This window comes from Streptomyces sp. NPDC051219 (assembly GCF_040682335.1).
Taxonomy (GTDB): Bacteria; Actinomycetota; Actinomycetes; order Streptomycetales; family Streptomycetaceae; genus Streptomyces.
Genome location: NZ_JBFBAS010000004.1, coordinates 237,075 through 261,310, shown reverse-complemented (window position 1 = coordinate 261,310; position 24,236 = coordinate 237,075). Strand labels below are relative to the sequence as shown.

25 protein-coding genes are annotated in these 24,236 nt (G+C 70.5%); 10 read left to right on the top strand and 15 right to left on the bottom strand.

Translation table 11 applies throughout. The features are described from left to right. Nucleotides 1-40 precede the first annotated feature (40 nt). On the top strand, nucleotides 41-745 hold the full coding sequence (locus AB0M62_RS08200; RefSeq protein ID WP_366073281.1) for a uridine kinase: 705 nt from the start codon (nucleotides 41-43) through the stop codon (nucleotides 743-745). A 166-nt stretch (nucleotides 746-911) separates the two neighbouring features. On the opposite strand, the gene AB0M62_RS08195 is transcribed toward AB0M62_RS08200, so the two are convergent. Next, nucleotides 912-1,685: a SigE family RNA polymerase sigma factor gene (locus AB0M62_RS08195; protein WP_366073280.1), complete on the bottom strand. Its 774-nt coding sequence runs from the start codon at nucleotides 1,683-1,685 to the stop codon at nucleotides 912-914. A 251-nt stretch (nucleotides 1,686-1,936) separates the two neighbouring features. Between AB0M62_RS08195 and afsQ1 the strand changes: the two genes are divergently transcribed. The 5 genes from afsQ1 to AB0M62_RS08170 all read left to right on the top strand — a co-directional run bounded on the left by afsQ1 (nucleotide 1,937) and on the right by AB0M62_RS08170 (nucleotide 5,740). Next, entirely contained in the window at nucleotides 1,937-2,614 is a 678-nt protein-coding gene (afsQ1, locus tag AB0M62_RS08190; protein ID WP_366073279.1) for a two-component system response regulator AfsQ1, read from the top strand. 112 nt (nucleotides 2,615-2,726) lie between these two features. Then, nucleotides 2,727-4,211: an ATP-binding protein gene (locus AB0M62_RS08185; protein ID WP_366073278.1), complete on the top strand. Its 1,485-nt coding sequence runs from the start codon at nucleotides 2,727-2,729 to the stop codon at nucleotides 4,209-4,211. Next, nucleotides 4,208-4,822, top strand: a complete 615-nt coding sequence (locus AB0M62_RS08180; RefSeq protein ID WP_366073276.1) for a hypothetical protein — start codon at nucleotides 4,208-4,210, stop codon at nucleotides 4,820-4,822. The genes AB0M62_RS08185 and AB0M62_RS08180 overlap by 4 nt, the downstream gene beginning before the upstream one ends. 84 nt (nucleotides 4,823-4,906) lie before the next feature. Continuing rightward, entirely contained in the window at nucleotides 4,907-5,488 is a 582-nt protein-coding gene (locus tag AB0M62_RS08175; protein ID WP_366073275.1) for a VanZ family protein, read from the top strand. A 51-nt stretch (nucleotides 5,489-5,539) separates the two neighbouring features. Beyond that, nucleotides 5,540-5,740, top strand: coding sequence for a PspC domain-containing protein (locus AB0M62_RS08170; RefSeq protein ID WP_366073274.1), 201 nt, complete (start codon nucleotides 5,540-5,542; stop codon nucleotides 5,738-5,740). Here the strand turns inward: AB0M62_RS08170 and AB0M62_RS08165 are convergent, their stop codons facing one another. From AB0M62_RS08165 to AB0M62_RS08155, 3 genes are all read right to left on the bottom strand, one after another. Next, complete coding sequence (locus tag AB0M62_RS08165) at nucleotides 5,741-6,436, bottom strand: hypothetical protein (protein WP_366073273.1); 696 nt, start codon at nucleotides 6,434-6,436, stop codon at nucleotides 5,741-5,743. 126 nt (nucleotides 6,437-6,562) lie between these two features. Then, nucleotides 6,563-6,814 (bottom strand): hypothetical protein, encoded by a 252-nt coding sequence (locus AB0M62_RS08160; protein WP_366073272.1) that lies wholly within the window; start codon nucleotides 6,812-6,814, stop codon nucleotides 6,563-6,565. Nucleotides 6,815-6,937: 123 nt separating this feature from the next. Next, on the bottom strand, nucleotides 6,938-8,092 hold the full coding sequence (locus tag AB0M62_RS08155) for an adenosine deaminase (RefSeq protein ID WP_366073271.1): 1,155 nt from the start codon (nucleotides 8,090-8,092) through the stop codon (nucleotides 6,938-6,940). A gap of 102 nt (nucleotides 8,093-8,194) precedes the next feature. Here AB0M62_RS08155 and AB0M62_RS08150 point away from each other — a divergent pair, with 102 nt between their 5' ends. After that, on the top strand, nucleotides 8,195-8,959 hold the full coding sequence (locus tag AB0M62_RS08150) for an alpha/beta hydrolase (protein ID WP_366073270.1): 765 nt from the start codon (nucleotides 8,195-8,197) through the stop codon (nucleotides 8,957-8,959). A 25-nt stretch (nucleotides 8,960-8,984) separates the two neighbouring features. Here AB0M62_RS08150 and AB0M62_RS08145 read toward each other — a convergent pair whose 3' ends face one another. Then, nucleotides 8,985-9,938 carry a LysR family transcriptional regulator gene (locus tag AB0M62_RS08145; protein ID WP_366073269.1) on the bottom strand — a complete coding sequence of 318 codons (954 nt, stop codon included), beginning with the start codon at nucleotides 9,936-9,938 and terminating at the stop codon, nucleotides 8,985-8,987. Nucleotides 9,939-10,000: 62 nt separating this feature from the next. Here AB0M62_RS08145 and AB0M62_RS08140 point away from each other — a divergent pair, with 62 nt between their 5' ends. The 3 genes from AB0M62_RS08140 to AB0M62_RS08130 all read left to right on the top strand — a co-directional run bounded on the left by AB0M62_RS08140 (nucleotide 10,001) and on the right by AB0M62_RS08130 (nucleotide 13,169). After that, nucleotides 10,001-11,281: an MFS transporter gene (locus tag AB0M62_RS08140; RefSeq protein WP_366073268.1), complete on the top strand. Its 1,281-nt coding sequence runs from the start codon at nucleotides 10,001-10,003 to the stop codon at nucleotides 11,279-11,281. Nucleotides 11,282-11,377: 96 nt separating this feature from the next. After that, nucleotides 11,378-12,070: a L,D-transpeptidase family protein gene (locus tag AB0M62_RS08135; protein ID WP_366073267.1), complete on the top strand. Its 693-nt coding sequence runs from the start codon at nucleotides 11,378-11,380 to the stop codon at nucleotides 12,068-12,070. Nucleotides 12,071-12,173: 103 nt separating this feature from the next. After that, the gene (locus tag AB0M62_RS08130) at nucleotides 12,174-13,169 is read left to right on the top strand and encodes a sigma-70 family RNA polymerase sigma factor (protein ID WP_366073266.1); all 996 of its coding nucleotides are present in this window, start codon (nucleotides 12,174-12,176) and stop codon (nucleotides 13,167-13,169) included. On the opposite strand, the gene AB0M62_RS08125 is transcribed toward AB0M62_RS08130, so the two are convergent. From AB0M62_RS08125 to AB0M62_RS08080, 10 genes are all read right to left on the bottom strand, one after another. Then, complete coding sequence (locus AB0M62_RS08125) at nucleotides 13,065-13,469, bottom strand: STAS domain-containing protein (RefSeq protein ID WP_366073265.1); 405 nt, start codon at nucleotides 13,467-13,469, stop codon at nucleotides 13,065-13,067. The genes AB0M62_RS08130 and AB0M62_RS08125 overlap by 105 nt on opposite strands. 97 nt (nucleotides 13,470-13,566) lie before the next feature. Beyond that, a complete protein-coding gene (locus tag AB0M62_RS08120; RefSeq protein ID WP_366073264.1) occupies nucleotides 13,567-14,844 on the bottom strand; it encodes a thymidine phosphorylase in 1,278 nt (425 codons plus the stop codon). A gap of 64 nt (nucleotides 14,845-14,908) precedes the next feature. Beyond that, nucleotides 14,909-15,307, bottom strand: coding sequence for a cytidine deaminase (locus tag AB0M62_RS08115; protein ID WP_366073263.1), 399 nt, complete (start codon nucleotides 15,305-15,307; stop codon nucleotides 14,909-14,911). Then, nucleotides 15,304-16,593 (bottom strand): ABC transporter permease, encoded by a 1,290-nt coding sequence (locus AB0M62_RS08110; protein WP_366073262.1) that lies wholly within the window; start codon nucleotides 16,591-16,593, stop codon nucleotides 15,304-15,306. Before AB0M62_RS08110 ends, AB0M62_RS08115 begins: the two co-directional genes overlap by 4 nt. Further along, nucleotides 16,590-17,702 (bottom strand): ABC transporter permease, encoded by a 1,113-nt coding sequence (locus tag AB0M62_RS08105; protein ID WP_366073261.1) that lies wholly within the window; start codon nucleotides 17,700-17,702, stop codon nucleotides 16,590-16,592. Before AB0M62_RS08105 ends, AB0M62_RS08110 begins: the two co-directional genes overlap by 4 nt. Further along, the gene (locus AB0M62_RS08100) at nucleotides 17,699-19,288 is read right to left on the bottom strand and encodes an ABC transporter ATP-binding protein (RefSeq protein WP_366073310.1); all 1,590 of its coding nucleotides are present in this window, start codon (nucleotides 19,286-19,288) and stop codon (nucleotides 17,699-17,701) included. Before AB0M62_RS08100 ends, AB0M62_RS08105 begins: the two co-directional genes overlap by 4 nt. 180 nt (nucleotides 19,289-19,468) lie before the next feature. After that, a complete protein-coding gene (locus AB0M62_RS08095; protein ID WP_366073260.1) occupies nucleotides 19,469-20,512 on the bottom strand; it encodes a BMP family ABC transporter substrate-binding protein in 1,044 nt (347 codons plus the stop codon). A 169-nt stretch (nucleotides 20,513-20,681) separates the two neighbouring features. Continuing rightward, nucleotides 20,682-21,905 carry an amidohydrolase gene (locus AB0M62_RS08090; protein WP_366073309.1) on the bottom strand — a complete coding sequence of 408 codons (1,224 nt, stop codon included), beginning with the start codon at nucleotides 21,903-21,905 and terminating at the stop codon, nucleotides 20,682-20,684. 168 nt (nucleotides 21,906-22,073) lie between these two features. Next, nucleotides 22,074-23,252 carry a hypothetical protein gene (locus AB0M62_RS08085; RefSeq protein ID WP_366073259.1) on the bottom strand — a complete coding sequence of 393 codons (1,179 nt, stop codon included), beginning with the start codon at nucleotides 23,250-23,252 and terminating at the stop codon, nucleotides 22,074-22,076. Between the two features lie 47 nt (nucleotides 23,253-23,299). Further along, entirely contained in the window at nucleotides 23,300-24,226 is a 927-nt protein-coding gene (locus tag AB0M62_RS08080; RefSeq protein ID WP_366073308.1) for an N-acetylneuraminate synthase family protein, read from the bottom strand. Nucleotides 24,227-24,236 lie beyond the last annotated feature (10 nt).

Here is a 24,236-nt window from a genome sequence, read left to right as displayed (position 1 = left end):
CCTGGAGGGTAATCAATTGCGCACTCAGCGTAGTTGAGGTGTGACGCTCAATACCAACGTCCTGCCCAGGGGGTCCCCTTCACGGGTCAATGCCTCACACTGGTGTCCCGTGAGCTCTTCCCCTGCACCCACCCGAGTCGTGCTGCTCGCGGGTCCCTCCGGATCCGGAAAATCGTCGCTGGCCGCCCGCTCGGGCCTGCCGGTGCTGCGCCTGGACGACTTCTACAAGGAGGGGCACGACCGCACCCTTCCGCAGGTCGCGGGCAGCCCGGACATCGACTGGGACTCTCCGCTGTCCTGGGACGCGGACGCCGCCGTCGCGGCGGTCGAGGAGCTGTGCCGTACGGGCCGTACGACCGTGCCCGTCTACGACATCGCCACCAGCGCGCGCGTGAGCCGGGAGGCGCTGGACATCGCCCGCACGCCTCTCTTCATCGCGGAGGGGATCTTCGCGGCGGACATCGTGGGGCGCTGCCAGGAGCTCGGCGTCCTCGCGGACGCGATCTGTCTGCGCGGCCGGCCTTCGACCACGTTCCGCCGACGGCTGTTGCGCGATCTGCGCGAGGGCCGCAAGTCCGTACCGTTCCTGCTGCGTCGAGGATGGCGGCTGATGCGCGCGGAGCGCGGCATCGTGGAGCGGCACACGGCGCTCGGCGCGCACCCGTGCGGCAAGGACGAGGCACTGGGCAGGCTCGCGGCCGCAGCGGCGGGCCGTCGCGTCACAGCGCGCACGGCCGCCCTGTAGGCCTGCCGGGGCGATCTCGTCGGCGGCAGCGCCGCCGGCCCGGTGCATACGTGAGGCGGGCACACATGAGAGCGGGACCGGGCGGCCCCCCCGGCCGCCTGATCCCGCTCTCCCCCGTGCCCCCGTGCTTCCTGCCCCTCCCCCGAGAGGCAGGACCCCCGTTCCCTCAGGCCACCAGCTCGCCGAAGGACTCCTCCTCGTCACGGCCGAAGCTGAGGACGTCGTCCTCGCGCAGCCGGCGGAGCGACCGCCAGATGCTCGACTTCACCGTGCCGACACTGATGTCCAGGATTTCCGCGATCTCCGGGTCCGTACGGCCCTCGTAGTAGCGCAGAACCAGCATCGTGCGCTGCAGTTCCGGCAGTCGGGCGAGCGCCTGCCAGAGCACAGCGCGCAGTTCGGTGCCGCGCATCGCGTCGGTGTCGCCCGCCGTCTCCGGCAGTTCCTCGGTCGGGTACTCGTTGAGCTTGCGCCGGCGCCAGGCGCTGATGTGCAGGTTCGTCATCGTGCGGCGCAGATAGCCGCCGACCGCGGCCTTGTCGCTGATCCGGTCCCAGGCCCGGTACGTCGAGAAGAGCGCGCTCTGCAGCAGGTCCTCCGCCTCGAAGCGGTCGCCGGTCAGGTGGTAGGCGGTCGCGTACAGGGAGGCACGGCGTTCCTGTACGTAGGCGGTGAACGCCGCTTCGGCGTCCGACGCCACGGACGGGGACGGCCGCTCCCCCTCTGCCTCCCGGTACGCGTTCCCCTCGGCCCCGTTCCCCTCGGCCACCGCCGCGGGCCCCACAGGTGCGTCAACGGCGACCATGTAGGCCTGCCGCTGACGCCCGATGCCGCGAGCGCACCCCCGCCCGCTCACGGCACCGGACTTCTCGGCGCTCCGCGTGACGTCGTGGAGCCGCGTGACAACTGCGCTGGTGGTGGTGCCTTGCAGTGTGTTCATCTCGCGCCCCCCGTCGTGGAGTCTGCTTCGGTCCTTGTGCCAGAAAGACTGCCCGGGCAGTTTCATGACGGTGTCCGCCGACTGTCACAGGCGCGTCACAGGGACTTCGGCGCGACGGGCGAGGCGCACAGCCGGGAGGCACAGGCCGTTCCGGTCGGGGAGGGTCACAGGCCGTTCCGCTCCGGGTACGGAGCGAGGGGAGCGGTGCGACTTGTCGAACTCCGCCGCCCCCATGGGACAGAATGACCTCCGTGCCTTTCCTGTTGCTGATCGAGGACGACGACGCCATCCGCACGGCCCTCGAACTCTCCCTGTCCCGCCAGGGCCACCGTGTGGCCACCGCGGCGACGGGCGAGGACGGCCTGCAGCTGCTGCGCGAGCAGCGGCCGGACCTGATCGTGCTGGATGTGATGCTGCCCGGGATCGACGGTTTCGAGGTGTGCCGGCGCATCAGGCGCACGGATCAGCTGCCGATCATCCTGCTCACCGCGCGCAACGACGACATCGACGTGGTGGTCGGACTGGAGTCCGGTGCCGACGACTACGTGGTCAAACCTGTGCAGGGACGTGTCCTCGACGCCCGGATCCGTGCCGTACTCCGGCGCGGTGAGCGCGAGGCCAGCGACTCGGCGAGCTTCGGTTCCCTGGTGATCGACCGCTCGGCGATGACCGTCACGAAGAACGGGGAGGACCTGCAGCTCACGCCGACCGAGCTGCGGCTGCTGCTGGAACTCAGCCGCAGGCCCGGACAGGCGCTGTCACGGCAGCAGTTGCTGCGACTGGTGTGGGAGCACGACTACTTGGGCGACTCGCGTCTGGTGGACGCCTGTGTCCAGCGTCTGCGGGCGAAGGTGGAGGACGTACCGTCGTCCCCGACGCTGATCCGTACGGTGCGCGGGGTGGGCTACCGGCTGGATTCGCCCTCGTGAGCGACGCACGGGCGGCCGCGGGCGGGCGGACGGCGGCGACGGCCGCACCTCCGCACCGCGCGGGCGGCTGTGACAGCGGCCGCGGGCGCGGCGGGGCGAACGGACCGACGAAGTGAGGAAAGCGATCGCCGGACTGCGCTGGACGAGCCTGCGGCTCCGTCTCGTCGTCGTCTTCGCTCTGGTGGCGCTCACCGCCGCGGTCTCCGCGTCCGGCATCGCGTACTGGCTCAACCGCGAAGCGGTCCTGACCCGTACCCAGGACGCCGCGCTGGGCGACTTCAAGCAGGAGATGCAGAACCGGGCCGCCGCGCTGCCGAAGGACCCGACGCCTGAGGAGCTCAAGCGGACCGCCGAGCTGATGGCGAACAGCAGCCCCGGCTACAGTGTGCTGCTGGTGGACGAGCAGGCCGGCGGGCGGACCGTCATCGGCTCGTCCGACCTGGATTCGTTCACCCTCGAAGACGTGCCCGCGTCCCTGCGGGAGGCCGTGGACGACCGGCAGGAGGTCACCGCGGGCAACGATGTCGAGTACCACGTGTACTGGCAGCGGACGAAGCCGAGGGGCGACCCGTACCTGGTGGCCGGCACGCGGATCATCGGCGGCGGCCCGACGGGCTACATGCTCAAGTCGCTGGCCCAGGAGCGCGACGACCTCAACTCGCTCGCCTGGTCCCTCGGGATCGCCACCGCACTCGCGCTGCTGGGGTCGGCGCTGCTCGCGCAGGCCGCCGCCACGACCGTGCTGAAGCCGGTGCAGCGGCTCGGCGACGCGGCCCGGCGGCTCGGCGAGGGGCAGCTGGACACCAGGCTGCATGTGTCCGGGACGGACGAACTCGCCGATCTCTCGCGCACGTTCAACCGGACCGCGGAAGCGCTGGAGAAGAAGGTCGCGGACATGAGCGCGCGGGAGGAGTCGAGCCGCCGCTTCGTCGCCGACATGTCGCACGAGCTGCGCACTCCGCTCACCGCGCTGACCGCCGTGACGGAGGTGCTGGAGGAGGAGGTCGAGGGTCTCGACCCGATGATCGCCCCCGCGGTGAACCTGGTGGTGAGCGAGACCCGCAGGCTGAACGACCTGGTGGAGAACCTGATGGAGGTCACCCGCTTCGACGCGGGTACGGCCCGGCTGGTGCTCGACGAGGTCGACGTCGCCGACCAGGTGACCGCCTGTATCGACGCGCGCGCGTGGCTGGACGCGGTCGAACTGGACGCGGAGCGCGGGATCGTGGCGCCTCTCGATCCGCGCCGGCTCGACGTGATCCTGGCGAACCTGATCGGCAACGCCCTCAAGCACGGCGGCTCACCGGTCCGGGTGTCCGTACGGACACTGGAGAACGAGTTGGTCATCGAGGTACGGGACCACGGTCCGGGTATCCCCGAGGACGTCCTGCCGCACGTCTTCGACCGCTTCTACAAGGCGAGCGCGTCCCGGCCGAGGTCCGACGGCAGCGGACTCGGTCTGTCGATCGCCATGGAGAACGCGCACATCCACGGCGGCGACATCACGGCGTCGAACTCGCCCGAGGGCGGCGCGGTGTTCGTTCTGCGGCTGCCCATGGACACGTCGGGCCTGACCGGGGAAGGCGGTGTGCGATGAGGACGCGGCTGAGGCTGGCATGCCTGCTGCTGTTGGCCGGCAGCGGGCTCACGGGCTGCGGGATCCGGGCCACGTCGGTACCCGTCGACGCCGGGCCGGCGCCCTCCCGCGTGTCCTGCGACAGCCCGCCGGAGGACAGCGGCGCACAGGCCGTGGACGGCGTCCGGGTCGAGGTGCAACTGGTCTGCGGCTCACAGCTGGTGGCGGTGCGGCGGGTAGTACCGCTCGCCGAGAACAAGCCCGGCAACAGGCCGGCGGCGGTCGCGCAGGTGCTCCTGGGCGAGCTGAAGCGGGCACCGTCCTCCGCCGAGCGGGACGCGGGGTTCACCACCGAGGTACCGGACGGTCTGACGGTCGCCCCGGCCCGCCGGCCCGGCGACCCGAAGGAGACGCTGCGGCTCAGCCGCCACCCCGAGGACCTGCCGCCCCTCGCCCTGGCGCAGATCGTCTGCACCCTGGCGGGCAGCGAGGCCGTCGGCGCCGGCGGCCCGGTGGTGCTGGGCGGCCCGGACGAGGACCCGCCGCGGGAGTGGGAGTGTACGGAGTCCCTCCGCGCACGTCCCGAGGCCGTCCCCACTCTGGGCGAAGTGGTCCGCCCCACCCCGTCCTGACGCTCACCCGAGCGGCACGCATCACACCACCCCCGCGGCCCAAGAGGCGGAACCGATCGTGCCGGTGGAGGCGTCTTGGGGTGCGTGCAGCGTGCTTCGGACGGCAATGCCGTCATCCGCTTCCGTGCGGCGGGAGTCGTACTCCTCCTCGCGCATCTGGTGATGGTCGGGTGGCTGACGCTGCGCCCCCTGGATGTGCCGTGGATGACCGCGGCGAATCTGACGCCGCTGGCCGGGATCAAGGCCGACCTCGCCTACGGGCCGCTGGAGGCCGCGCGCCGCATCGGTGAAGGGCTGCTGCTGCTGGCCCCGCTCGGGGTGCTGCTCCCGCTGGCGGGAGGGAGGCTCAACGTCTCTCCGCTGGCTTCGCTGGCCCGAACCGTCGCCGCAGGCGCTCTGATCTCGCTCGGCATCGAACTGCTGCAGACCGGGGTGCCGGGGCAGGTCGTCGACGTGGACTCGCTGCTGCTGAACACCGCCGGAGTGGCTCTGGCCCATGTGGCCGTCGTACCCGCGATGCGGGTCAGGCTCCGCCGCAGGCAGCACCGGCACCCGGCGGCCGCCGTCCCACGGGGGGAGTCGTCTCAGGGGGCCACCCCGACGATTCCCAGGGTCGGGATCGCCCCGTGGAGCGATGCTTTGCCCGCTTCGCGACGCCAGTATTGAGGCATCGGGAGCACACCGAGCGGCTCTCGCGAAGCCTGTGAGGAGCCCACCATGACCGCCCTTGTTCGCCCCCGCGACGGACGCGTGATCGGCGGAGTGTGCGCAGCGCTGGCCAGGCGCTTCGGCACCTCCGCGACCACGATGCGCGTGATCTTCCTGGTCTCGTGCCTGCTGCCGGGGCCACAGTTCCTGGTCTACATCGCCCTGTGGGCGCTGCTGCCGTCCGAGAAGACCGCCACCGCCGCGTGGTAGTCAGCCGAGGGTCCTGGAGACCTTCGCGAGCTGCTTGTCCGCGACCTCGTGCGGCACTCGCGGCTTCTGCTTGGCCGCCACGTCGATGGCCATCAGCCGCACGATGGTCGACTTCTGACGGACGATGACCAGGTGCAGGGGCGCCGAGACACCCTGGGCGGAGGCCGAGAGGGTGTAGCTGACCGACTCGTCGCCCGCGACGTCGAAGTCCGTGGCCCTGACGGCCGTGTACGTACCGGTCTGCTTCTGCACCGTGGCGGTGAAGCCCGAACCGCACACCGCCACCGCCGACTCGAGCCGGGAGATGACTTTCTTCGCGGCGGGCTCGTCGTACGAACTGAGCGAGGCGGAGATGGCGAGGCCCAGCTGCTTCTGCGAGCCCAGCCCCCGGTTGACGGTCGCACGCGCGGCCGGGTCCGGCTGGTCGCCCATGATGTCGGCGAGCGGCTGGCACTCCTTCTTGTCGGCCCGGGGCTGCCCGTCAGGAGCGGACGGGTCCTTGCCCTCCTTGGAGACCTGGTAGCCGGGCAGATCGGACCGCTCCAGTGCCGCCTTCTCCAGTGGAGCGAAGGCGGCGGCGCTGCTCGCGCCGCCTTTGTTCTCGCCGGCTCTGCCGCTCGGGCCGCCGCTGCAGGCGGTGAGCAGCAGTGCGGGCACGGTGAGAAGTGCGGCCACTCCGGTTCTCTTCACGCGCATGGTCGGAAACCTCACACCCCGTGTGTCTGCCCCTGCTCGAGGCGGCGATCCTGGCACACAACGCGGCAGGGCGTACACCTTGACGAGGTGCACGCCCCACCGCACTTGGTACGAACGCGGAACAGCTCAGCCGGTCAGGCCACCGGCCAGCGGCACACCGCCCAGCAGGCTCTTCACGGGGTCGGTGCCCTTGCCGAGGGCTTCATCGGTGGGAAGGTTGGCGGTCTTCGCGGGCAGCGTCGAGGTGACGCCGCCCACGAGGCCGGTCACGTCCGGCAGGGCCGGGGCGGGAGCGGCGGAGGCGGTACCGGCGGCGGCTGCGGCGAAGGCGGCACCGAGAGCGGCGACACCGAGGGTCTTGGCAGCTGACTGCTTCATCGAATCTGGTCCTTGCGACGGGGAATTTGAGCGGCTCCGCAACGTAGCCAGCCGCGAGCACGGCCCGCAAAACGCGAAAGCGGCCGGGAATTGACGTTCCCGGCCGCTGGTCCTGCGTGAGGCTCAGCCCTGAGCGGTGACAGAACCGCTGGTCGAGGCGGTCTGCCTGAACAGCCATTCGGACTTCAGCTCGGCGTAGCCGGGCTTGATCACGTCATTGATCATCGCGAGTCGTTCGTCGAAAGGAATGAACGCGGACTTCATCGCATTGACGGTGAACCACTGCATGTCGTCGAGCGTGTAGCCGAAGGCGTCGACCAGGTGCTCGAACTCGCGGCTCATGCTGGTGCCGCTCATCAACCGGTTGTCGGTGTTCACGGTGGCCCGGAAGTGCAGCTTGCGCAGCAGGCCGATCGGGTGCTCGGCGTACGAGGCCGCCGCACCCGTCTGCAGGTTGGAACTCGGGCACATCTCCAGGGGGATGCGCTTGTCGCGTACGTACGAGGCGAGGCGGCCGAGCTTGACACTGCCGTCGGCGGCGACCTCGATGTCGTCGATGATCTTCACGCCGTGCCCGAGGCGGTCGGCGCCGCACCACTGCAGCGCCTGCCAGATCGACGGCAGGCCGAAGGCCTCGCCCGCGTGGATGGTGAAGTGGTTGTTCTCCCGCTTGAGGTACTCGAACGCGTCGAGGTGCCGGGTGGGCGGGAAGCCGGCCTCGGCACCCGCGATGTCGAAGCCGACCACGCCGTTGTCGCGGTAGCCGTTGGCGAGTTCGGCGATCTCCAGCGCGCGGGCGGCGTGCCGCATCGCGGTCAGGAGCGCGCCGACGCGGATGCGGTGGCCGTTCGCCTTGGCCCGGCGCTCGCCTTCGCGGAAGCCCTCGTTGACGGCCTCGACGACCTCTTCGAGACTCAGGCCGGCTTCCAGGTGCTGCTCGGGGGCGTATCGCACCTCGGCGTAGACGACACCGTCCTCGGCGAGGTCCTCGGCACACTCGGCCGCGACCCGGAAGAGCGCGTCGCGGGTCTGCATGACGGCGCAGGTGTGCGCGAAGGTCTCCAGGTAGCGCTCCAGCGACCCGGAGTCGGCGGCTTCGCGGAACCAGATGCCGAGCTTGTCGGCATCGGTCTCGGGGAGTCCTTCGTAGCCCGTCGCGCGGGCCAGGTCGACAATCGTGCCGGGGCGCAGCCCGCCGTCGAGGTGGTCGTGCAGCAGCACCTTGGGGGAACGGCGGATCTGGTCCGCGGTGGGGAGGTTCGGGGTCTCGCTCGTCATCTCGGCACTCTACCGCCTACGCGCGTAGAGCGCCGTCGTCGATACGTAACGGTGACCCTTCGGACGGGTGGAGTACACCTCTGATTCTGAGACTGTTCTGTCATGGCACAGCTTGCGCCGTCGGCGCGCGGGGCCCGTCTGGGGCGGACGATCAGCGCGGCCGGCACCGGCTCCACTGTCACCGGCGTGGTCCTGCTGCTCCCGGGTGGCGAGCCCGAATCGACCCGCCGTCCCTCCGCTCTCTCGCACGCCTTCGTACGCCCGATGGCGCGCGCCCTGGCTCGCGCGGGCAGCTCCGAAGGCCTCGCCGCCCACGTCGTGCGCTACCGCTCGCGCGGCTGGAACGGCCCCGCGGCGCACCTCGCCCGGGACGCGGAGTGGGCGGCGGACGAGGTCGTACGGCGGTACGGGGACGTGCCCGTCTGCCTCGCCGGATACGACATGGGCGGCCGGGCCGCGCTGCACGCCGCCGGCCATCCGGCCGTCAACTCGGTTCTGGCCCTCGCCCCTTGGCTGCCGGAGGACGATGTCGCCGCCTCCCCCGAACCGGTGAAACAGCTCGCCGACCGTCACGTCCTCATCGTGCACGGCACCAACGACGCCCGTACCGACCCCGAACTCTCCTACCGGCTGGCCCAGCGCGCCAAGAAGAGCAACCGGGACATCTGCCGCTTCGAAGTCCACTCCGACGGCCACAGCCTGTACCAGCACCGCAGCGAAGTCCTCGCGCTGGCCGCCGACTTCGTGCTCGGCGCGGTCTACTCCCGCTCGTACTCGCGTCCCGTCGCGGACGCGCTGGCCGCGCCGCCGCCGCTCGGGCTGCGGATGCCACTGGCGGGCGGGTTCGGCCGCTCGCTGCGGGGCTGACGGACGGGAGTGCCGCCCGCCCCGGTCATTCCGGCAGCAGGTGGCCGCGGCGAGAGAGCAGGAAGTGTTTGAAGGCCGCCACCGGGGCGGTGTCCGGATGGCCGTCCAGCCAGGCCACGCCGATCTCCCGTACCGCCCGGGGGGCCGTCACCGTCAGCTCGACGACTCCCGGGCGGGCCACCGCCGGCGGGGGCAGAAGCGCCACGCCCAGGCCCGCCGCCACCAGGCCGCGCAGGGTCTCCGCCTCCTCGCCCTCGAACGCGATCCGCGGTTTGAAGCCGGCCTCGGCGCACAGGTCGTCGGTGATGCGCCGCAGGCCGTACCCCGGCTCCAGGGTCACGAACGTCTCGTCGGCGGCCTCCGCCAGCCGGACACGCTTGCGCGTGGCGAGCCGGTGGTCGTCGGGGACGACCAGACGCAGCCGCTGCTCGTCCAGGCGGCGGGCCACGAGGTCGGGCGCGTCCGGGACGGGTGAGGTCAGACAGAGGTCGAGGTCTCCTGCCCGGAGGCGTTCGAGCATGGCCTCGCCGTAGTTCTGGACGAGCTGGAAGCGGACCCTCGGGTGGTCGACGCGGAACGCGCGGATCAGGCCCGGGACGGTCTCCGAGCCCATGGTGTGCAGAAACCCGAAGGCGACCTTGCCGGCCGCCGGGTCGGCGTCCGCGCGTACCGTCTCGGCGGCTCTCTCCACCTCGGCGAGCGCCCGCTGCACGGACTTCAGGAAGGTCCGGCCGGCGGGCGTCAGCGAGACCGTGCGGCCGTGCCGGGCGAACAGGTCGACGCCGAGGTCCTGTTCGAGCCTGACCATCGCCCGGGAGAGCGTCGACTGCGGTACGGACATCTCCTGCGCGGCCCGGGTGACGTGCTCGTGGCGGGCGACTCCGGCGAAGTACGCCAGGCGCGGCGCAAGGACCGCGACAATGTCTTCTTCGTAACTACTCAGTGACACGCGCGCCTCTGAGCTGTGATCATGCACCATGGGAACGATTATCGCCGTTCCATGCATTGGACGCATAAAACCGCGCGGCCTACCTTCGACGTATGCCTCCTGCCAGTACCGAGGCACCCACCACCGTGGGTGCCTCCGCCGCGCCGTCCCCCGACTCACCGCTGCTCGCCCCGGGCGTGACCGGCTACCGCCGGATGAGCTTCGCGCTCTTCGCCGCCGGGGTCGCGGCCTTCGCCCTCCTCTACTCCACGCAGGCCCTGCTCCCCGCCGTCTCCGCCGACTTCGCGGTGACCGCCGGACAGGCCAGCTGGACCGTGTCCGCCGCGACGGGCGCGCTGGCGCTGTGCGTCCTGCCGCTGAGCGCACTCTCCGAGCGGTTCGGGCGCAGCCGGATGATGACGGTGTCACTGACGATCGCGGTCGTGGTCGGGATGCTGGTGCCGTTCGCGCCGGACCTCGGCTGGCTGGTCGCGCTGCGCGCCGTACAGGGCGCGGCGCTCGCCGGACTGCCGGCGTCCGCGATGGCGTACCTCGCGGAGGAAGTGCGGCCCAAGGCGCTGGTCGCCGCGATCGGCCTGTTCGTGGCGGGCAACAGCATCGGCGGCATGAGCGGGCGGGTGCTGACCGGGTGGGTGGCCCAGGCATGGGGCTGGCGTGCCGCGCTGGCGGCGGTCGGACTGCTGGCCGTGCTGTGCGCGGTGGTCTTCCGGCTGCTGCTTCCCCGCGCCCGGCACTTCACGCCGGGGTCGCTGAGCCCGCGCGCGCTGGCCTGGACGGTACGCGGTCATCTGGCCGACCCGCTGCTGTGCCGGCTGTACGCGATCGGCGCGCTGTTCATGACTGTGTTCGGCGCCGTGTACACGGTGATCGGCTACCGGCTCGTGGAGGAGCCGTTCTCGCTGCCGCAGGGCATCGTGGGCTCGGTCTTCCTGGTCTACCTGGTCGGCACGGCCTCCTCGGCCGCGGCCGGGAAGCTGGTCGCCCGCGCCGGCCGCCGCGGCGCCCTTTACCTCGCGGTCGCCACCACCGCCGCCGGTCTGCTGCTCTCGCTCGCCGATGTGCTGGCCGCCGTGCTGCTGGGCCTGGTGCTGATCACCGCCGGATTCTTCGCCGGCCACGCGGTCGCCTCCTCGTCCGTCAGCCGTACGGCGAAGACCGGCCGCGCGCAGGCCTCCGCCCTCTACCAGTCGGCGTACTACCTGGGCTCCAGCGCGGGCGGCACGCTGGGCGCGGTCGCCTTCCACGCCGGCGGCTGGGAGGCCACGGTGGTGCTCAGCCTGCTGGCCGTCCTCGGCGTCGTCTCGATCACCCTGTACGGCACCCGCTGCGCCCGGGCTCGGCGACAGCTGGTGCCGGCCGCCGCGCAGCGCTGAAATTCCCCGTCACTTCCGCGCAACTCCACCGGCGCTTCGCATGTCTAGTTCGCAGGACGTCACTCGCAGGACGTCACGCGCGGGAGGGACGGGGCGATGGGACACATACGCAGAGGGACGGTGGCGGCCGGGATCGCCGCCCTGGTGGTACCGGTGACGGTGGCAATCGGCAGTACGCCGGCGCAGGCCGCGTCGTGCACCACGAGCACCGGGCCGTACCAGAAGCAGGTCGAGAAGTTCCTGGGACGGCCGGTGGACGGCAGGCAGTCGGCCGCGGACTGCCAGGCGATACGTTCCTTCCAGGCAAAGCACGGGATCACGCCGACCATCGGCTACGCGGGTCCCGTCACCTGGCGCACGATGAGCACGATGCTCGCCCAGAAGGCGGCGGGCACCAATCCCAACAAGGCCGGCACGTGCCCCGTCAACAAGGGCCGTATCGCCTGCGTCGACCTGACCCGGCAACTGAGCTGGATCCAGGACGGCAAGACGCTCAAGTACGGGCCGGTGCCGGTACGGACCGGGAAGAACGGCACGGAGACCCGGACGGGCGCGAAGAAGATCTACTACCGCAGCCTCAACCACTGGTCGACGATCTACAAGGTGTGGATGCCGCACTCGCAGTTCTTCGACGGCGGACAGGCCTTCCACGCCACCAGCAAGAGCATGTGGAACCCGCCCGGCTCCGGTGGCTGCGTGAACATGCGGCCGGCGGACGCGAAGGCGTACTGGAACCTGCTGAAGAACGGTGACGACGTCTTCGTGTACGGACGCAAGCCCGGCACCTGAGACGCCCAGGAGACCGGTCCGGCGGCCGTTCCGACTGCCGTTGTCAGACCCCTCGTGTAGGTTCCGAATCGCTGGTGCCGACGGGTTACAGGGGTGGATCTCCATGAGTGATCTCGCAACGAAACCGGACCTCGACTCCAACCTGGAGAAGCACCGGGTCGAGTTGACGGGCTACTGCTACCGGATGCTGGGCTCCGCCTTCGAGGCGGAGGACGCCGTCCAGGACACGCTCGTCCGCGCCTGGCGGAGTTACGACCGCTTCGAGGGCCGCTCCTCGCTGCGGTCGTGGCTCTACCGCATCGCGACCAACGTCTGCCTGGACATGCTCAACGCCGGGAACCGCCGGGCCCGTCCGATGGACCTGTCGTCGCCGCAGACCCAGGCCACGGCCGTCCTCAACACCCTGCCCGAGATCACCTGGCTGGAGCCCGTGCCGGACGGCCGGGTGCTGCCGGCCACCGCGGACCCGGCCGACATGGCCGTGGCGAAGGAGTCGGTCCGGCTCGCGTTCGTCGCGGCGCTGCAGCACCTGCCGTCGAAGCAGCGGGCGGTGCTGATCCTGCGGGAAGTGCTGGCCTGGAAGGCGAGCGAGGTGGCCGAGCTGCTCGACACCTCGGTCGCGTCCGTGAACAGCGCACTGCAGCGGGCCCGGGCCACCCTCGCGGCGAACGAGATCCGCGAGAGCGACGCCGCCGACCCGCTCGACGCGGACCAGCAGAAGCTGCTGGAGCGCTATGTCGCCGCCTTCGAGGGATACGACATGGATCAGCTCACGGCCCTGCTGCATGAGGACGCCACGCTGTCCATGCCGCCGTTCGACCTGTGGCTGCACGGCCCCGCCGACATCCGTGCCTGGCACCTCAACCAGGGCATCGGCTGCAAGGGTTCCCGGCTGGTGCCGACCGTGGCGAACGGCCTGCCGGCCTTCGGCCAGTACCGGATCAGCGAGCCGGGCGACGGCCACGACCCGTGGGCGCTCCAGGTCCTCGAGATCTCAGGGGGGAAGATCGTCGGGCTCAATGCCTTCCTGGACACCGAGCGGTGGTTCCCGCTCTTCGGTCTCCCCGAGCACCTCGACGCCGAGCCCGACCAGTCCTAGCAGCGCCCGCAGCCTGCCGCTCGGCCGCAGGAGCCGGATCCGGCCGCCCGTCCGCCGGGCGGTGAGCTGCAGCCTGGCCAGGGCGTCCACCGCGGCGAGGTCCGGCGCGGTGAGCGCCCCGACGTCGCAGTCCACCACCCGGGCCGGGACGCTGCCGCCCGGGACGCCGCCGGCCCCACCGCCGGGACCGGCCGTCACGGAGTCGTGGAGCAGCACTCTCAGCTGCTCGCACAGGCGCGGCACATCGGCGTGGCTGATGGGACCGGTGATGACGAGGACGCTCGGGGGTGTGGGCTCCACATCAGTGAAGACCCGCGGGACGGGCGGAACTCATCGCACGGGATGAGTTCCGCCCGCGAGGTGCCCTCCGGCGCAGCGGAGGGCTTCCCGCGGCGTGTCAGGAGACGCGCTCCAGCAAAACGGGGTTCGGCGTGAAGGCCGTGCCCTCGGGCGCGACGAGAACGCCGCCGTCCAGGGCTTCCAGGGCGTACTGGAACTTCTCCGGGGTGTCCGTGTGCAGGGTCATCAGACGCTGGCCGGCCGTGACGGTGGCACCCGGCTTGACGTGCAGCTCGATGCCCGCGCCCGCCTGTACGCGGTCCTCCTTGCGGGCCCGGCCCGCGCCGAGCCGCCAGGCCGCCACGCCGACGGCGTAGGCGTCGAGAGTGGTGAGCACGCCGCTGGACGAGGCGTGGACGACGTGCTGCTCGCGCGCGACGGGCAGCGTCGCGTCCGGGTCGCCGCCCTGGGCTGCGATCATCCGGCGCCAGACATCCATGGCGGAGCCGTCGGCGAGCGCCTTGGCGGGGTCGGCGTCCTTCAGGCCGGCCGCGTCGAGCATTTCGCGGGCGAGGGCGAGGGTCAGCTCGACGACGTCGGCGGGCCCGCCGCCCGCCAGCACCTCGACGGACTCCCGGACTTCGAGGGCGTTGCCCGCCGTGAGGCCGAGCGGAGTGGACATGTGGGTGAGCAGTGCGACGGTCTTCACGCCGTGGTCCGTGCCGAGGCCCACCATGGTGGCGGCGAGTTCGCGGGCGTCCTCGATGTTCTTCATAAAGGCGCCGGTGCCGACCTTGACGTCCAGGACGAGCGATCCGGTCCCCTCGGCGATCTTCTTGGACATGATGGACGAGGCGATCAGCGGGATGGCTTCGACGGTGCCGGTGACGTCGCGCAGGGCGTAGAGCTTCTTGTCCGCGGGGGCCAGGCCGTCGCCCGCCGCGCAGATGACCGCGCCGGTGGACTCCAGTACGTCGAGCATCTCGGCGTTGGAGAGCAGCGCGCGCCAGCCGGGGATGGACTCCAGCTTGTCCAGCGTGCCGCCGGTGTGGCCGAGGCCCCGGCCGCTGAGCTGCGGTACGGCGGCGCCGCAGGCGGCGACCAGCGGCGCCAGCGGGAGGGTGATCTTGTCCCCCACGCCGCCGGTGGAGTGCTTGTCGGCGGTGGGGCGGGAGAGGGCCGAGAAGTTCATCCGCTCCCCGGAGTTGATCATCGCGGCGGTCCAGCGGGCGATCTCGACGCGGTTCATTCCGTTGAGCAGGATCGCCATCGCCAGCGCCGACATCTGCTCGTCGGCGACCTCGCCGCGCGTGTACGCGTCGATGACCCAGTCGATCTGCTGGGGGCTCAGCTCGCCCCGGTCCCGCTTGGTGCGGATGACGGAGATGACGTCCATGGTTGGGCTTCCTTCCGGGGCGGCCCTTCCGCCGGAGCGGAAGGGCCGCGTTACTGAGGCGGATCTACGAGAGGTGGTGCGGGCCGAAGGCCTGCGGAAGCATGTCGGAGAGCGGAAGAATGCCCTCCGGCGTCTCCAGCAGCAGTTCTCCGCCGCCGAATTCGTACAGCAGCTGACGGCAGCGCCCGCACGGCACCAGGATCTCGCCCTGGCCGTCCACGCAGGTGAAGTGGGTCAGCCGGCCCCCGCCGGTCGCATGGAGCTGGGAGACCAGTCCGCATTCGGCGCACAGGCCGATGCCGTACGAGGCGTTCTCGACGTTGCAGCCGACCACCGTACGGCCGTCGTCGACGAGGGCGGCGACGCCGACCGGGTAGCCCGAGTACGGCGCGTACGCACGGGACATCGCGTCCCGGGCCGCCTTGCGGAGGGCTTCCCAGTCGACGGCCGCGGCCCGCGTCACTTCCCCTGGCCCTTCCGGTACCGCATACCGTCCGCCTTCGGCATCCGCAGCCGCTGGGCGGACAGCGAGAGGACGAGCAGCGTGACGACGTACGGCGTGGCGCTGACGAACTCCGTGGGCACCGTGTCCGTACCGAGGTACCAGACCAGGACACCCGCGGCGATTACTCCGCTGATGGCGGCCACCAGGTAGCTCTTGCGGTACAGCTTCCACAGCGCGAGACCCGCGAGCAGCACCGCCAGCAGCAGGAGCAGCGCGTGGACGGACTGGCCGCCCGCCCTCAGCTGCAGTGCGTCCGCGAAGCCGAACAGACCCGCGCCCATGGCGAGTCCGCCGGGACGCCAGTTGCCGAAGATCATCGCCGCCAGGCCGATGTAGCCGCGGCCACCGGTCTGGCCCTCGTTGTAGATGTGCGAGGTGACCAGGGAGAGGAAGGCGCCGCCGAGGCCGGCCATACCGCCGGAGACGATCACCGCGATGTACTTGTACGTGTAGACGTTGACGCCCAGCGACTCCGCGGCGATCGGGTTCTCACCACAGGAGCGCAGCCGGAGACCGAAGGACGTCTTCCACAGCACCCAGAAGGTGGCGAAGAAGAGCAGCACGGCGACGATCGTCAGCAGGGACAGGTTGGTGACCAGGCCGCCGAGGATGCCCGCCAGGTCCGACACGAAGAACCAGTGGTGCTTCTCGATGGAGGCCAGCCAGTCCGAGAGACCGGGCACGGTGACCGAGGTGATGTCCTCGGCCGGCGGGGACTGCTTGGGGCTGCCGCCGCGCTGGGCCGCCTCACCGGAGTTGAACCACAGCTTGGCGAAGTAGGTGGTGACACCGACCGCCAGGATGTTGACCGCGATACCGGAGATGATGTGGTCGACGCCGAAGGTGACGGTGGCGACCGCGTGCAGGAGGCCGCCGAACATACCGCCCAGCACACCGGCGAGCACACCCAGCCAGGGGCTGGTCTGCCAGCCGGCCCAGGCGCCGAAGAACGTGCCCAGGATCATCATGCCTTCGAGGCCGATGTTGACCACACCTGCCCGCTCGGACCAGAGTCCGCCGAGACCGGCGAGGCCGATCGGTACGGCCATGGAGAGGGCCGCGCTGATCTGGCCGGCACCGGTGAGGTCCTCGGCGCCCGTGATGGCCCGCACCGCGGACAGTGCGATGAGGGCACCCGCGATGATCAGCAGGATGACGGGGAAGGACAGCCGGGTCCGGCCGCCCTTGCTGCCGGCCGCCTTGGGTGCGGCGGGCGGCGGGGTGGAAGTCGCCGTGGCGGTCACGCCGACACCTCCTGCTGGTCGGAGTTACGGGCCTGGGCGGCGAGCTTCTCGCCGACCTGCCGCTGCTGGCGCTGGAGGCCGTAGCGGCGCACCACTTCGTACGCGATGACGACGCACAGGACGATCACGCCCTGGATGACGCCGACGATCTCCTTGTCGTAGCCCTCGAACTCGAGCTTGCCGCTGCCGCGCTCCAGGAACGCCCAGAGGATCGCGCCGAGCGCGATGCCGATCGGGTGGTTGCGGCCGAGCAGGGCGATGGCGATACCGGTGAATCCGATGCCGAGCGGGAATCCGCCGCCGTACTCGAAGGTGTCGTTGAGAAGGGTCGGCATACCGATCAGACCGGCCATGGCGCCGGAGATCAGCATGGACGTGACGACCATCTTCTTCACGTTCACGCCGCTGGCCTCGGCCGCGGAGCCCGACTGGCCGACCGTACGCAGGTCGAAGCCGAACCGGGTACGGGAGAGGGTGAACCAGTAGGCGAAGCCCGCGACGACCGCGACGACGATGAATCCGAAGATCGGCGTCGGCGTGGTCGGGAACTCGAAGAAGTGCGCGGACTCCGGGAGCGGCTTGGTGGAGATCTCCGTACCGGCCTCGTCCAGGTGTCCGAGACGGCCCTCCTGGATCAGGTAGCCGATGATCGCGGTGGCGATCGCGTTGAGCATGATCGTCGAGACGACCTCGCTGACGCCGCGGGTGACCTTCAGGACACCGGCGATACCGGCCCACATCGCGCCGACGATCATCGCGGCAATGATGATCATCGGGATCTGCAGGAAGCCGGGCAGAGTCACAGCGCCACCCAGCGCGGCGGCGAAGAACGCCGCCAGGCGGTACTGGCCGTCGACTCCGATGTTGAACAGGTTCATCCGGAAGCCGATGGCCACCGCGAGACCCGCCAGGTAGTACGTCGTCGCCTTGTTCAGGATGTAGACCTGGCTGTCCGACTTGATGCCGTAGTCGAACATGATGCCGAAGGCCTGGAACGGCTCCTTGCCCGTGGCGGCCAGCACCAGGGCTGTCACCAGGAACGCGACCAGGATCGCGAGTACGGGGGCCGCGAGCCCCAGGAGCAGCCGCTCCTTGTCGAACTTCTTCATCGGTCCTCTCCCCCGTTCGCGGGGTCGCCGGCACCGTTGCCGTGCGGGTGCTCCAAATGGCCGGTGGCCGCGCCGGTCATGGCCGAGCCCAGCTCCTCCGGGGTGATGGTCGCCGGGTCGGCGTCGGCTACCAGGCGTCCGCGGTACATGACGCGCAGACTGTCCGAGAGGCCGATCAGTTCGTCCAGGTCCGCGGAGATCAGCAGCACCGCCAGGCCTTCGTGGCGCGCCTCACGGATCTGGTCCCAGATCTGCGCCTGCGCACCGACGTCCACACCGCGGGTCGGGTGGGCCGCGATCAGCAGCTTGGGGTTGTGGCTCATCTCACGGCCGACGATCAGCTTCTGCTGGTTGCCGCCGGAGAGCGAGGCCGCGGTGACCTCGATGCCGGGGGTGCGGACGTCGTACTCGCGGACGATCCGCTCGGTGTCGGCGCGCGCGCCCTTCAGATCCAGGAACGCGCCCTTGCTGTTGGGAGGTTCGGTGACGTGCCCGAGGATGCGGTTCTCCCACAGCGGCGCTTCGAGCAGCAGGCCGTGCCGGTGGCGGTCCTCGGGAATGACGCCCATGCCGCTTTCGCGGCGCTTGCGCGTCGGCGTCTGCGAGATGTCGGTGGTGTCCAGGGTGAGAGCGCCACTGTCCAGGGTCCGCATGCCCATGATGGCCTCGACCAGTTCCGACTGGCCGTTGCCCTCGACACCGGCGATGCCCAGCACCTCGCCCTTGTGGATGGTGAACGAGATGCCGTCGAGCACCGCGCGCACGACGCCGTCGGGGTCGGTGGCCGTCAGCTTGAGGTCCTGGACCTGAAGCATCGGTACGTCGGTGACGGTCGACTCGCGGGTCTCGGGCGAGGGAAGCTCGCTGCCGACCATGAGTTCGGCGAGCTGCTTGGTGGTGACCGTTTTCGGGTCGGCGCTGCCCACCGTCGTGCCGCGGCGGATCACCGTGATCTCGTCGGCGACCGACAGCACCTCGCCCAGCTTGTGGGAGATGAAGATGACGGTCAGGCCCTCCGCCTTGAGCTCGCGGAGGTTGTCGAAGAGCGCGTCGACCTCTTGGGGGACGAGGACGGCGGTCGGCTCGTCGAGGATCAGCGTGCGGGCACCGCGGTAGAGCACCTTGAGGATCTCCACGCGCTGGCGGTCGGCCACTCCCAGGTCCTCCACCAGGACGTCGGGCCGGATGCTGAGCCCGTACGCGTCGGAGATCTCCTTGATCTTGACGCGGGCCTTGTCCCCGATGCCGTACAGCTTCTCCGAGCCGAGCACCACGTTCTCGAGGACGGTGAGGTTGTCCGCGAGCATGAAGTGCTGGTGCACCATGCCGATGCCACGGGCGATCGCGTCACCGGGGTTGTGGAAGGAGACCTGTTCGCCGTCCACCGCGATGGTGCCCTCGTCCGGCTTCTGCATGCCGTAAAGGATCTTCATCAGAGTGGACTTGCCGGCGCCGTTCTCGCCCACGAGCGCGTGAACGGTGCCTCTGCGCACGGTGATGTCGATGTCGTGGTTGGCCACGACTCCGGGGAATCGCTTGGTGATGCCGCGGAGCTCTACGGCATGGGGACTGCTTGACGCTTTGATGGCGCACTCTCCTAGGCAGGAGGCGGAGGGAGCGGGGGCGGTGGTGGCGAAAATTACCGCGTTCGGCGGCACGCTACGCGCGTAGCTTCGCCAAAAAAACTGAACTCTCTGAGGCTGCACGTGACGCGGGGCCCGGGAAGCGGCAGAAGCCACTTCCACGGGCCCCGGTCAACAGGCGGCTCAGGTGGTCGTCTTCACCTTGATGGCGCCGTCGACGATCTTCTTCTTGGCCTCGTCGATCTTGGCCTGGATGTCCTTGAGGTGGCCGCCCGTGGTGGTGAGGCTGACGCCGTCCTTGGCCAGGGAGTACGAGTTCACACCGGTCAGCGGCTTGCCGTCGTGGACGGACTTGGACAGGTCGTAGACACCGGTGTCGACGTTCTTGACGACCGAGGTCAGGATCGAGCCGGCGTACTTCGACAGCGCGGGGTCCTTGGCCTGGTCGGAGTCGACGCCGATCGCCCAGGCGCCGGGGGTGGCCGCCACAGCCTCGATCACACCGGCGCCGGAACCGCCGGCAGCCGCGTAGATGACGTCGATGCCCTTGTCGAGCATGCCCTTCGCGGCGGCCTTGCCCTTGTCGGGGCTGCCGAAGCCGGACAGGTCGGAGCCGGTGGTCAGGTACTGGATCTGGACGGACGCCTTGGGGTCGGTCTCCAGCACGCCCTGCTCGAAGCCCGCGGCGAACTTCTTGATCAGCGGAAGGTCGACACCGCCGATGAAGCCGATCTTGCCGTCCTTCGACTTCAGCGCGGCCGCGACACCGGCGAGGTAGGAGCCCTGCTCCTCGGTGAAGATGATGCTGTCGACGTTCTTGGCCTCGGACACCGAGTCGACCAGACCGAAGTTGGTCTCCGGGAACTTGGCGGCGACCTTGTCGACCGCGTCCTTGTACGCGAAGCCGACGGCGATGACCGGGTTGTAGCCGCCCTCGGCGAGCGACGCGAGGCGCGTCTCACGGTCGGCCGGGGTCTCACCGGTCTTGGCGGTGAGCTCCTTGGTCTCCGCGTCGAACTCGGCCTTGGCCTTGTCCAGACCGCGGGCCGCGGAGTCGTTGAACGAGTTGTCGCCACGGCCGCCGACGTCGTAGGCCATGCCGATCTTGAGCTGCTTCTCGTCACCCGAGCCGGAGGACTCGGTGGACGACTCGCCACAAGCGGTGGCGGTGAGCGCAAGAGCCGCGGTGATGGCACACGCGGCGCTGATCTTGGATACCCGGCGCACTGGGAGGCTCCTTCAACCTGACCGAAGCGCCTCTGCCGGCGCTGGTTTCGCGGCGATCGTAACGCGCGTAGATGTCAGTTAAAGGCCTGTTCATCAGTCGTTACCGGATCGTCGCGAACAGGCCACGCCGTCCGGGACGGCGCCTGTGACTGTGCGCGACCGACCGCGACTATCCGCGTACCCCGTCGAGCAGCGCGGCCGCCGTGAAGAGCTCCACCCCGGCCTGGATAGCACCCTCGTCCGCGTCGAAGTCGCCGCGGTGCAGGTCCCGTCGGACCGGGTCGCCCGGCGTACGCACTCCGAGGCGGGCCATGGCGCCCGGAACGAGCTCCAGGTACCAGGAGAAGTCCTCGCCGCCCAGGCTCTGCTCGGTGTCCTCGATTGCATGCGGTCCACGGCGCGCGATCATCGCGTCACCCAGCAGATCGGACACCGCGGGGTCGTTGACGACGGGCGGGACGCCCCGGACGTAGTTGATCTCCGACTTGGCCCGGTGGAGTGTGGCGATCTCGTCGATCGCCGCGTGCACCAGGTCCGGTGCGTCGCGCCAGGCGTGGAGATCCAGACAGCGGACCGTGCCGGACAGCTCGGCGTGCATCGGGATGACGTTGCACGCGTGGCCGGCCTCGATCCGGCCCCAGGTGACCGAGAGGCCCGCACGGGCGTCCACCCGGCGGCCCAGCAGCGCCGGGACCTCGGAGACCACCTTGGCAGCGGCGGTGACCAGGTCGGTGGTGAGGTGGGGGCGCGCGGTGTGGCCCCCCGCGCCGTTCAGGGTGACCTCGAGCCGGTCGCAGGCGGAGGTGATCGCACCGTGCCGGAGCCCGACCTTGCCGACCTCGACCTTGGGGTCGCAGTGCACCGCGATGATCTTGCCGACACCCTCCATGACGCCGGACGCGATGGCGTCGGCGGCGCCGCCGGGAAGGACCTCCTCGGCGGCCTGGAAGATCAGCCGTACGGGCCGGGGCAGGAGTCCCTGCTGGTCCAGCCCGGCCAGGACCAGGCCGGCGCCGAGCACGGTGGTGGTGTGCACGTCGTGGCCGCAGGCGTGGGCGCGGTCCGGGACGGTGGAACGGTAGGGCACGCCCACCTTGGCGTCGGGGATCGGGAGTGCGTCGATGTCCGCGCGGATGGCCAGCATGGGCCGCAGTCCGTCCCAGGTGCCGATGTCGCAGATCAGGCCCGTTCCGGCGTCCAGGACGCGTGGCTTCAGGCCGGCCTGTTCGAGCCGGGCCTTGATCGCCGCGGTGGTACGGAACTCCTGATTGCCCAGCTCCGGGTGCATGTGCAGGTCACGGCGGAAGGCGATCAGCTCGGCACGCAGGCTTTCCGGGAGCGTGCCGGGCAGTGCCGCTTCACCGGGCAGGTCGGCTTCGGACTCGCGGTACATCAACTGGTTCACCTGTTGAAGGGTAGGCCCATTCAGTGGTCAACTGGCCAGCGATCAACAAAACTTCAACCCGTTAGGCGAAGAAAGCAGGCCGCGTGGTGCATGACCGACTGAGCGTGTGGGTAAGCTCCACCGCCCTTTGAGCGTACCTCCCGCTTATTTCCGGCCTCAGACGGAACCCGCGGGCGCGGCGGCCAGCCGCTCGACATCCCGGGCCGTGTCGGTCACTCCCGCGAGGAAACTCTGCGCGCGCGGGGACGCACGTTCGGTAAGCCACGCCGGGTCGATGTCACAGACGGCGACGGTCACCCCGGTACCGGCGAGAGCGTGCGGCAGGGTGTGGACGACCGTGGACGGGAAACTCAGGATCGTACGGCCGACCGGGCCACGGCGGGCGATCAGCTCCAGCGGCAGGTCGGGGCGGACGATCTCCAGCCCCGTCTCCGCACTGAGCCTGCGAAGCTTCTCGGCGCTCTCCCTGCGGTGCGCGAAGTAGCGGGTGGCGGCGTGGGTGCGCGCCAGCGTCCGTACCGCCTCCAGATAGCGGGCGGGTTCCACCACGCCCGTCTCGACCAGGGACGTTCCCACCAGGTCGGTGCCCTTGGTGAGCCGCGGCGGACCGAACCGGGACCGCGTCCACGCGAAGTCGTTGACCTGGATGGTGATGCCGTCCGGGGCGTCGACGGGCATGGCGGTGAACACCTCGACCCGGCGGCGCGCCTTCGGGGTGAGCCGGCGGCGGGCAGAGGCGGCGACCGGCGCGTACACGAGGTCGCGCGCCCCGCGCAGTCCGCGCCCTCCGCTGCGGTGCCAGCGCACGAGGCGGTCGCCGCGGGCCAGCTGGGCGACGAACTCCATGGTGGCCGTCCCGTCGTCGACGACCACGATGTCCCTGGCCCGTGCGAGTGTCAGCAGCAGCTGCACGTAGCGGGAGAACGGGTCGCCGATGACGATCCGCGGGGCCCTGCGCAAGGCGCCGGCCAGCGAGCCCAGCGCCTTCAGCGGTGCGGCGGCGCCGCCGCGCGCCTCCTGCCAGTCGACGGGGTAGCCCTCGTCGAGGGCGAGCGCGGCCATCCGACGCAGCTGCCCCCGCGACATGGGGTCGACGGGCGGCAGCACGACGATCCGCAGCCCGGGCCCGGGCCCGCCGACCGGCTCGCGGGTCCCGGCGGCGCCCCCGGCCCGGCCGGCCCCGGCGGGGCGGCGCGGGGTGCCGCGCGTGGGCTGGGGCGGGACCGTGCTGAGCAGGCCCGGGCACCCGGCAGCCCCCGCGTACGCCCACTCCAGGACGTTGAGGAGCTGAACCGGGCTCTCCACGAGAGCCAGGGTGGGGGCAGGTGAGGTCACCGCGTTCTCCTCGTCGTCGGCAGGGGCCGGCCGGTCCGGGGCGTCCGTCAGACCGCTGCGGGCATGCGGTCGCCGCCCTCGGAGACCGTCCCGGCGACCCGGCGCAGCTTCTTCATCGGGCCGAGCTCGCTCTCGTACACCTTCTTGACGCCGTCACCGAGCGCGGTCTCGATCGTGCGGATGTCGCGCACCAGGCGCTGCAGACCGCCGGGCTCGACGGACGCCGCCTGGTCCGATCCCCACATCGCGCGGTCGAGCGTGATGTGGCGCTCGACGAAGACCGCGCCGAGGGCGACGGCGGCGAGCGTGGTCTGCAGACCCGTCTCGTGGCCGCTGTAGCCGATCGGGACGTTGGGGTACTCCTCTCGCAGGGTGTTGATCACCCGGAGGTTGAGCTCCTCGGCCTTCGCCGGGTAGGTCGAAGTGGCGTGGCAGAGCAGGATGTTGTCGCTGCCCAGCACCTCCACCGCGTGCCGGATCTGCTTCGGCGTGGACATTCCGGTGGAGAGGATGACCGTCTTGCCGGTGGCGCGCAGGGCGCGCAGCAGCTCGTCGTCGGTGAGCGAGGCGGAGGCGACCTTGTGCGCCGGTACGTCGAACTTCTCCAGGAAGGCGACGGCCTCGGTGTCCCACGGGGACGCGAACCAGTCGATGCCGCGCTTGGCGCAGTGCTCGTCGATCGCGCGGTACTCGTCCTCGCCGAACTCGACGCGGTGGCGGTAGTCGATGTACGTCATCCGGCCCCAGGGGGTGTCGCGCTCGATGTCCCACTGGTCGCGGGGGGTGCAGATCTCGGGCGTCCGCTTCTGGAACTTGACCGCGTCGCAGCCTGCTTCGGCGGCCGCGTCGATGAGCGCGAAGGCGTTCTCGAGGTCGCCGTTGTGGTTGATGCCGATCTCGCCCGTGATGTAGACGGAGTGGCCGGGGCCGGCGGTGCGGGAACCGAGCGTGCGCAGGCGGGAGGAGGTGCTCATGGAGGGTGCT

What these genes read in the sequence shown, in the direction of transcription:
- AB0M62_RS08180 (WP_366073276.1), top strand. Translation starts at nt 4,208, where the DNA reads ATGAGGACGCGGCTGAGGCTGGCATGCCTGCTGCTGTTGGCCGGCAGC.
- AB0M62_RS08120 (WP_366073264.1), bottom strand. Translation starts at nt 14,844, where the DNA reads ATGGACGTCATCTCCGTCATCCGCACCAAGCGGGACCGGGGCGAGCTG.
- AB0M62_RS08150 (WP_366073270.1), top strand. Translation starts at nt 8,195, where the DNA reads ATGGCACAGCTTGCGCCGTCGGCGCGCGGGGCCCGTCTGGGGCGGACG.
- AB0M62_RS08160 (WP_366073272.1), bottom strand. Translation starts at nt 6,814, where the DNA reads ATGAAGCAGTCAGCTGCCAAGACCCTCGGTGTCGCCGCTCTCGGTGCC.
- AB0M62_RS08090 (WP_366073309.1), bottom strand. Translation starts at nt 21,905, where the DNA reads ATGTACCGCGAGTCCGAAGCCGACCTGCCCGGTGAAGCGGCACTGCCC.
- AB0M62_RS08165 (WP_366073273.1), bottom strand. Translation starts at nt 6,436, where the DNA reads ATGCGCGTGAAGAGAACCGGAGTGGCCGCACTTCTCACCGTGCCCGCA.
- AB0M62_RS08195 (WP_366073280.1), bottom strand. Translation starts at nt 1,685, where the DNA reads ATGAACACACTGCAAGGCACCACCACCAGCGCAGTTGTCACGCGGCTC.
- AB0M62_RS08140 (WP_366073268.1), top strand. Translation starts at nt 10,001, where the DNA reads ATGCCTCCTGCCAGTACCGAGGCACCCACCACCGTGGGTGCCTCCGCC.
- AB0M62_RS08105 (WP_366073261.1), bottom strand. Translation starts at nt 17,702, where the DNA reads ATGAAGAAGTTCGACAAGGAGCGGCTGCTCCTGGGGCTCGCGGCCCCC.
- AB0M62_RS08080 (WP_366073308.1), bottom strand. Translation starts at nt 24,226, where the DNA reads ATGAGCACCTCCTCCCGCCTGCGCACGCTCGGTTCCCGCACCGCCGGC.
- AB0M62_RS08145 (WP_366073269.1), bottom strand. Translation starts at nt 9,938, where the DNA reads ATGGTGCATGATCACAGCTCAGAGGCGCGCGTGTCACTGAGTAGTTAC.
- AB0M62_RS08130 (WP_366073266.1), top strand. Translation starts at nt 12,174, where the DNA reads ATGAGTGATCTCGCAACGAAACCGGACCTCGACTCCAACCTGGAGAAG.
- AB0M62_RS08155 (WP_366073271.1), bottom strand. Translation starts at nt 8,092, where the DNA reads ATGACGAGCGAGACCCCGAACCTCCCCACCGCGGACCAGATCCGCCGT.
- AB0M62_RS08170 (WP_366073274.1), top strand. Translation starts at nt 5,540, where the DNA reads ATGACCGCCCTTGTTCGCCCCCGCGACGGACGCGTGATCGGCGGAGTG.
- AB0M62_RS08135 (WP_366073267.1), top strand. Translation starts at nt 11,378, where the DNA reads ATGGGACACATACGCAGAGGGACGGTGGCGGCCGGGATCGCCGCCCTG.